General features: G+C 61.0%; 11 protein-coding genes. All 11 read right to left on the reverse strand.

What is annotated here, in order from left to right:
* Positions 1-349: 349 nt before the first annotated feature.
* Positions 350-784: a 30S ribosomal protein S9 gene (rpsI, locus tag ACFMO5_RS12615; protein ID WP_376793105.1), complete on the reverse strand. Its 435-nt coding sequence runs from the start codon at positions 782-784 to the stop codon at positions 350-352.
* A 52-nt stretch (positions 785-836) separates the two neighbouring features.
* A complete protein-coding gene (gene rplM / locus ACFMO5_RS12620) occupies positions 837-1265 on the reverse strand; it encodes a 50S ribosomal protein L13 (RefSeq protein WP_376793106.1) in 429 nt (142 codons plus the stop codon).
* Positions 1266-1299: 34 nt separating this feature from the next.
* Positions 1300-2100, reverse strand: a complete 801-nt coding sequence (gene truA / locus ACFMO5_RS12625; RefSeq protein WP_376793107.1) for a tRNA pseudouridine(38-40) synthase TruA — start codon at positions 2098-2100, stop codon at positions 1300-1302.
* Between the two features lie 25 nt (positions 2101-2125).
* Positions 2126-2500: a 50S ribosomal protein L17 gene (gene rplQ, locus ACFMO5_RS12630; protein WP_376793108.1), complete on the reverse strand. Its 375-nt coding sequence runs from the start codon at positions 2498-2500 to the stop codon at positions 2126-2128.
* Between the two features lie 2 nt (positions 2501-2502).
* Positions 2503-3483, reverse strand: a complete 981-nt coding sequence (locus tag ACFMO5_RS12635) for a DNA-directed RNA polymerase subunit alpha (protein ID WP_376793109.1) — start codon at positions 3481-3483, stop codon at positions 2503-2505.
* Positions 3484-3528: 45 nt separating this feature from the next.
* Positions 3529-4167: a 30S ribosomal protein S4 gene (gene rpsD / locus ACFMO5_RS12640; RefSeq protein ID WP_376793110.1), complete on the reverse strand. Its 639-nt coding sequence runs from the start codon at positions 4165-4167 to the stop codon at positions 3529-3531.
* A gap of 285 nt (positions 4168-4452) precedes the next feature.
* Complete coding sequence (rpsK, locus tag ACFMO5_RS12645) at positions 4453-4839, reverse strand: 30S ribosomal protein S11 (protein WP_376793111.1); 387 nt, start codon at positions 4837-4839, stop codon at positions 4453-4455.
* A 374-nt stretch (positions 4840-5213) separates the two neighbouring features.
* Positions 5214-5603 (reverse strand): 30S ribosomal protein S13, encoded by a 390-nt coding sequence (rpsM, locus tag ACFMO5_RS12650; protein WP_376793112.1) that lies wholly within the window; start codon positions 5601-5603, stop codon positions 5214-5216.
* Between the two features lie 152 nt (positions 5604-5755).
* Positions 5756-5869: a 50S ribosomal protein L36 gene (gene rpmJ, locus ACFMO5_RS12655; protein WP_088571991.1), complete on the reverse strand. Its 114-nt coding sequence runs from the start codon at positions 5867-5869 to the stop codon at positions 5756-5758.
* A gap of 415 nt (positions 5870-6284) precedes the next feature.
* The gene (gene map, locus ACFMO5_RS12660) at positions 6285-7118 is read right to left on the reverse strand and encodes a type I methionyl aminopeptidase (protein WP_376793113.1); all 834 of its coding nucleotides are present in this window, start codon (positions 7116-7118) and stop codon (positions 6285-6287) included.
* Positions 7115-7586, reverse strand: a 472-nt coding sequence (locus ACFMO5_RS12665; RefSeq protein WP_376793114.1) for an adenylate kinase family protein, incomplete at its 5' end; no start/stop codon positions are given. The genes ACFMO5_RS12665 and map, both read right to left, overlap by 4 nt.

Here is a 7586-nt window from a genome sequence, read left to right on the forward strand (position 1 = left end):
CCGGGCGCCTTTGGCGCCCGGCTCCGCCCCCAAAATCGTTCTCATCCCCCCTCCCCTCAGCCCAAAGGGCCGGGGAGAGGGGGATGCAGGGTGAGGCCCTTCCGCCTTCTCTTGCGAGCCCCGAATGACGTGCCTTCTAAGCATGCGGAGACAGCTTCCCTATCCCTCACGGCCCATGGGCAGCTGCGGGTGGACAAATCAAGGGCCATGGGGGAGGAAGGAGGGGACTGTTCTCCGGGGTTGGGAGTGCTCGTTCCGCTAGCCTCCCCAACCCCAGGGAAACGGCCTAAAGGACCATCCCAAGAAGGGATCCGGGATCGCTGGGCCAGAGCGTATCGAATGATGCATATTAACGCTTGGGCGACTGAGGCGCCTTGCGAGCGCTGCGGAGCCCGGGCTTCTTGCGTTCCTTCTCCCGCGGATCGCGCGTGAGCATCCCGTGTTGCTTTAACAGGGGGCGCAAGCTCGAATCCAACAAAACCAACGCACGGGCCAACCCGAGGCGGATTGCGCCAGCCTGACCCGTCAGGCCGCCCCCCTCTACTTTCACCGTGACATCCAACTTCCCCTCCATGCCCGTCAGGCGGAGCGGCTCGAACAGATGATAGAGATCCTGTTCGCGGGCGAAGTAATCCCGCGCCGGCTTGTTGTTCACAATGAAAATCCCGCTCCCGCCCGCGTATAGCCGGACTCGGGCAACGGCGCGCTTGCGGCGACCCACACCTTCTACATAATTACGGCCTTTGAAGGCTTCGAAAGTAATCTCTTCCACAACAGCTGCCATTGTTGCTCCTTTCACTCCGCGTAGGATATGCCTCGAAGAATTGCTTTTATCACTACAACGGAAGCGGCTTGGGTTGTTGCGCTTGGTGCGGGTGCTCCGGCCCAGGGTAAACTTTCAGCTTCTTCAGCAGACGTCGCCCCAGGCGGTTCTTCGGCAGCATCCCCCACACCGCCTTCTGGATCACTCGCTCCGGATGGGTCTGCAGCATCCGGCGCAGCGGGATCTCCCTCAGGCCGCCGGGATACCCGCTATGACGGTAATAAACCTTCTGCTCCAGATGCCGTGGGTGAACCGCCACTTTCGCAGCGTTGATAACGATCACATAATCCCCACAATCCTGCGAGGGATCGAAATAAGGCTTATGCTTGCCCCGCAGGATCTGAGCGATCCGGCTGGCCAGCCGTCCCAGGTTCTGATTGGTCGCATCCACAATCCACCATTCCGCTCGGATGTCGGCCGGCTTGGTGACATAAGTCTTCACGGTGTTGTTCCCTCCAATTTCAAGATTGGGGAAGTTACGGGCGGCCCGCCCTCCGCAGGTTGCCAGTCAGGAACTGCGGGGGGGGCGGGATGGAAATCCGATCATAGCGTGCCCCGACAAAGTATAGACCGTAAGGTGGAGCGGGCGCGTGTGCCGGATAAGCGTCTGGGCGCCCCAGGTAGGCAGCGGCCACCTCCGGGGAACGCTCCCCTCGGCCGACAAGGACCAGCACCGCCGCCATGATCCGGACCATATGATAAAGAAACGCATTCGCCTCGATCTCGAAGGCCACCCACTCGCCATCGGCGATGATCGCCGTCCTGAAGACCTCCCGCACCGTGTCTTGTCCTCGTGGTGGGCGGCCGAAGGCCCCGAAATCGTGACGGCCAACCCAGAAGGCCGCCGCCCGTCGCATGGCCTCGACGTCCAGCGGCTGAGGCACATGCCACGCCAACCTCCGCCCGAACGGATCCCGCCAAGGCCCGTTGTAGATCAGATAGCGATAGATTCGGGCTCTCGCCTCCAGGCGCGGATGGAAATCAGGCGGTGCCTCCCCCAGAGCCCAGATCACGATGTCGGGCGGTAACAGCGCATTGAGGGCGCGCTGCAGCTCCTCCAGGGAATGCCGCCACGAGATATCGAAAGCGATCACTTGACCCAATGCGTGGACGCCGGCATCCGTGCGGCCGGCTCCACGCACCCGAACCGTTGCTCCAGACAGACGATGAAGCGCCTCCTCCAGGACACCCTGGATAGTGGGCTCATAAGAGGGGGCCAATCGCTGGAACCCGCGATACGCCGTGCCCTCATATGCGAGGGCCGCCCAAATCCGCATCCTTTCAGGACCGCTTCCGCTCAACTTATTCCTGGATCAGCTCCAAACGCGCCATCGGCGCTGCGTCTCCCCGGCGGAACCCCAGTTTATAGATGCGAGTGTAACCGCCGTTCCGATCCTTATAACGCGGGGCGATCTCATCGAAGAGCTTTTTAACCACTTCTCGTCCATAGAGGCGAGCCGCCGCCAGCCGACGCGCAGCCACCTGCTTCGACGGGTCCTCCAGTGCCCGCTTGGCCAGGGTGATCAATTTCTCAGCGTAAGCTTGGACGAATTCCGCCTTGGCCTCCGTTGTTTCGACCGCCCCATGCAAAAAGAGCTGAGTGGCCAGATTCCGGGCCAGGGCCTCTCGATGGTCTTTATCCCGGCTCAATGTCTTCCCGGCAACCCGATGACGCATGGTCAAGCCTCCTCCATCTCCTCCGCTGGCTGTTGCAAATCCTCGGGCTTCAGGAAGCCCCGTTCGATCAAACGCTCCCGTAACTCCTCCAGGGATTTGGCCCCGAAGTTGCGGACGGAGAGCAACGCCTCCTCCCCTCGATACAGCAGCTCCAACACCTGGCCGACCGTGGTGATGCCCGCCCGTCGCAGCGGGTTAATCACCCGCGCGCTGAGCTCCAAGCTCTCCAGCGATGTCTCATAGGCCTGGGGCGGGATCATCTCCCGCACCGGCTGGGTTGGGATCTCAACCTCCTCAGGCCCCACGAACTCGGAGATCAGGGAGAAGTGCTGCATGAGCAAGCGGGCCGCTTCGATCAGGGCGTCCTTAGGCCCCATCGTCCCATCCGTCCAGATCTCCATCACCAGCCGATCGTAGGTGGTTCGCTGCCCGACCCGAGCTCGGTCGATCTCAAACGTGCAGCGGCGGACGGGGCTAAAGATCGCATCCACAGGGATCTCCCCAATAGGCAGGCGGCCCCGCTCCTCCGCCGGCGAATACCCCCGGCCGCGCTCCACGGTCATCTCGATCTCCACGCGGGTCCGGTCATCATCTACGGTGAACAGATAGAGATCGGGGTTCACAATCTCCACTTCAGGCGGGCACTGGATGTCCGCCGCGGTGACCACCCCCTCACCGGCTACTTCCAACCGCAGGCGCGCCGGGCCATCTCCATAGAGCTTCATTCGAAGCTGCTTGATATTCAGGATGATCTGGATGACATCCTCTCGGACGCCTGGGATGGTTGAGTACTCATGAGGCACATCGGTGATCCGAATGCTGGTCACCGCAGCGCCCGGCAATGAGCTCAACAGCACCCGCCGCAGGGCGTTCCCGATGGTCACCCCGTATCCCGGCTCCAAGGGACTGATGATGAAACGGCCGTACGCTTGGGTCAGGATCTCCGCTTCCACCTTCGGCAGAACCAACGTTACGCCAGCCACAAAAACCTCCTTTAACCATCAATGGTGCACCAACGCCGAATGCGATCAGCGCGAATAGAACTCCACAACGAGATGCTCCTGTACCCGCGTGTCGATCTCCTCGCGAATGGGCAAACGCAGGACCTGACCGGACAGATCCTGAGGATTCAGTTGCAGCCAGGGCGGGGGGCGATGGCCTTCCAGGCGCTCCATAATGTCCTTAAAGTACTCCTTCTCCCGGCTGCTATCCCGCACCCGAATGACATCACCTGGCCTGACCTGATACGAGGGGATATCGACCTTGCGGCCATTGACCTCAAAATGGCCGTGGCGGACAAGCTGCCGCGCCTGGGCCCGCGAGCTGGCGAACCCCAGGCGATACACCACGTTGTCCAACCGACGCTCCAGGAGGATCAACAACAGAGCCCCCGTCATCCCACGGGCGCGCTGGGCGATCTCAAAGTAGCGCCGGAATTGGCGTTCCAGCACCCCGTAGATCCGCCGCAGCTTCTGCTTCTCCCGCAATTGCAACCCATAATCCGAAGGCCGGCTTCGCCGGAATTGCAACTCCCGACCGTGCTGGCCTGGGGGATAATTTCGTCGCTCAATCGCGCACTTCGGCGTGAAACAACGCTCCCCTTTCAGGTAAAGCTTCTCCCCCTCTCGTCGACACAATCGGCAAACCGGTCCAATATAACGTGCCATTCGCTCCTCCTCAGCAGGATCTCGCTTCTCCGAGATTGGCGGGGTAATCCCCTTCTCCTCTCCCCGTGGCCCATCGGACCACTCGGAGAGGAGAGCGGAGCGATTTTGGGGTGGGCGGGACCGCCGAAGGCCGCTCCACCCACCCCAAAATCGCCTTATCCGCAAGTTGCCCCTTTGACAAAAGACTGATATAGAGCCTGAACCCACTCGCCCGCCTGCCCGGGCTCAAACCTTAGGGAGACAAACGGACAACTCAGGCCCTCAACGCTCGCTCCTTTCTATAACTTACACGCGACGCTTGGAGGGCGGCTTACACCCGTTATGAGGAATGGGTGTCACATCCGTGATGGACCGAATCTTCAGGCCCATCGCATGCAGGGCACGCAGCGCGGCCTCCCGCCCAGGGCCAGGACCGTTGATAAAGACATCGATCTCCCGAACCCCCATATCCATCGCCTTGCGGGCAGCCTGCTCCGCCGCCAGACGCGCTGCGTAGGGGGTGCTCTTCTTCGAGCCTTTGTAGCCGATCGTCCCCCCGCTGGCCCATGTCAGAGTATCCCCGTTGGGATCCGTAATAGTCACAATCGTATTATTGAAGGTCGCATGGATATAAACGTGCGCACGGGTGACATTCTTCCGGGTCTTTCGAGTGCTCCTCGAACCTCGCGCCATCGATGTGTCCCCCTAGTATATGATCAGGATCTCTGATCAATCACAGAGCTATCAATTCTCGGACTTTGAACAAACGGGCGGTCCGATTGCTCGTCCGGGCCCTCCCCTTGTGGGGGCCAACCCCTCCCCCCTCCCCGCGAGGAAACCAACCGCGTAACCTCTGCCGAAATAGGAAAGATCATCCCTCCAGGTGGAGGGGACGACTGCTTTGTCGATTGGGGTTTTGCGGACGGTCCGGGCCAACGGCCCCGCCCCCCTGGATCCCCCCTCCCTACGGTCCTTGGGGCCGTGGGGAGGGAGATAAACAGCCTTTTGGGGGCGAGCCGGGCACCGAAGGCGCCCGGCTGCAAATCCGTCCCCCACCCCGAATGGGATCACTTCTTCTTGGCGCCGCGCTTGCGGCCACGACCGGGCACAGTCTTCCGCGGCCCCTTCCGGGTGCGGGCATTGGTCCGGGTCCGCTGGCCCCGCACCGGAAGGTTCATTTTATGCCGCAGGCCGCGGTAGCACCCAATGTCGATCAGCCGTTTGATATTCATGGCAATCTCTCGCCGCAGATCGCCCTCCACCTTGTAGTTCCTCTCGATCGTCTCTCGCAGGATATTCACCTCGCTTTCCGTCAGATCCTTTACGCGTTTGTCCGGGTTCACCCCGGTCTGCTCCAGGATCCTCTTGGCCAAGGAACGACCGATCCCAAAGATATAGGTAAGGGCGATCTCCACTCGCTTATCGCGAGGCAACTCCACGCCGGCAATGCGCGCCATCGAATCTCTCCTCCATATCTCTGATAGAAGTTACGCAGTTCGTAACCCGTGAGAGGAGGCGGAAGGATCCCTCTCTACACAACCCAAAGGGCCATGGGCAGGCTCTCTCGCCAGTCCCCATGAAGCCAGGAAGTTTCGAGCTGAGCCCTATCTCATCCCTGCCGCTGTTTATGCTTAGGATTTTCACAGATCACTCGCACCACTCCCTTGCGCCGGACGATTTTACATTTCGGACATCGCCGGCGGACGGAAGGTGTAACTTTCATCGCGTCCTCCCGAATCGGATAAGTTGATCTCAAAACCTCCCCTGGCGAGGACCCGGGGGCGTGAGGTTGCTGGCGGCAGCTTTCCCCCTCAGGTCATTGCGTTCCACCCGCCCGTAAGTGAGGAGGGCACCCAAGCGCCCCGCCGCAACCGGGAACAGGAGAGATTTTCAAACCTCCTACTTAAGGCTTTTCTCCCTCCTCCCACAGCCCAACGAAGTGCGAGGAGAAGGAGAGAGGCCGTCTATCCCCACCGGATATCCACAAAATTCATCCGGACACAGCAAAAGAATTGCGCGCGGCAGACTCCTATTTTACCCAAACAAAAGACATGCTTCCAATTTCCGAGACAGCGTTTGGAGATTAAAGCATCTTTGATGGTTCATCTAGGGAATGATGACGTTCGGGACGCAAAGTGCTAAGCCAAACGGGGATCATCTTCCAAGGCGGTCAATATAATGGGATCCCCATCGGTAATGGCGATGGTGTGCTCAAAATGAGCGGCCAGGCTTCCATCCAAGGTCACCACAGTCCATCCGTCCTCCAGGATGCGCGTTCGCCAATCCCCCATGGTCACCATCGGCTCAATCGCCAGGGTCATACCCGATCGCAACAGAAGCCCCCGACCGGGATGCCCTCGGTTCACAAACGAAGGCGGCTCATGCAAAGCCCGCCCGATGCCGTGGCTGGTGAACTCACGGGCTACACTGAACCCCTGGGATTCCACCGTATGCTGGATCGCCCACTGGATATCTCCCAAGCGTCGCCCAGGCCGGGCTTGAGCGATCGCTGCCCAGAGAGCCGCTTCCGTGACCTCCAGCAATCGATGGACCTCGGGGGAAATCCGGCCGACCGGCAGCGTGATCGCCGCATCCGCGTAGTAGCCCCGGAAATTGACCCCCACATCGATGCTGATGATATCCCCCTCTTTCAACCGGTAAGGGCCTGGGATCCCATGGACCAGCACATGGTTGACCGAGGTGCAGAGCGTGGCCGGGTAGGTCGGGCCGCCTTCATCTTTCATACTGGGATAGCCTTTGAAGGCAGGTATACCACCTCGACGGCGGATGTAATCTTCAGCCCAACGATCCAGCTCGGCAGTGGTGATGCCGGGTTGAATTAACGTGCGCATCGCCGCCAGGACCTCCGCGACGATGCGGCCCGCCTCCCGCATCATCCGGATCTCCGACCACGTCTTCAGCCGGATCCCCTCCACCGGCCGGCCCATTCGGGGAATCACGCGTGTGCTCATGGATCCACCGCCTTCCGCACCTCGATCGCTCGGATCAGCGCTTCTGTCACCTCCGGAATGGACCGCTCCCCATCGATCTCCACCAACAGGCCGCGTTCCCGGTAAAACGAAACCAGGGGCGCGGTCTGCTCTTGATAGACCTGGATGCGCCGGCGCTGAACCTCCTCTGTGTCATCCTCACGCTGATAGAGCGGACCCCCATCGAGATCGCAGCGACCTGATACACGCGGAGGGTTGAATTCGACATGGTACACAGCCCCACACGTCCGACAGGTCCACCGCCCCGCCAGGCGCCGAAGGAGCAGCTCATCGCGCACTCGGATGTAAAGGACAGCGGTGAGGGAGCGCCCCATCCCGGCCAGAAGCTCATCGAGCGCCTGGGCCTGAGCGGGCGTGCGGGGGAATCCATCCAGGATCGCCCCATCGCGACAATCCGGCCGCCCCAGCCGCTCCCGGATCATCTCGATC

Source organism: Thermoflexus sp., from assembly GCF_042408365.1.
In the GTDB taxonomy this organism is placed as follows: domain Bacteria; phylum Chloroflexota; class Anaerolineae; order Thermoflexales; family Thermoflexaceae; genus Thermoflexus.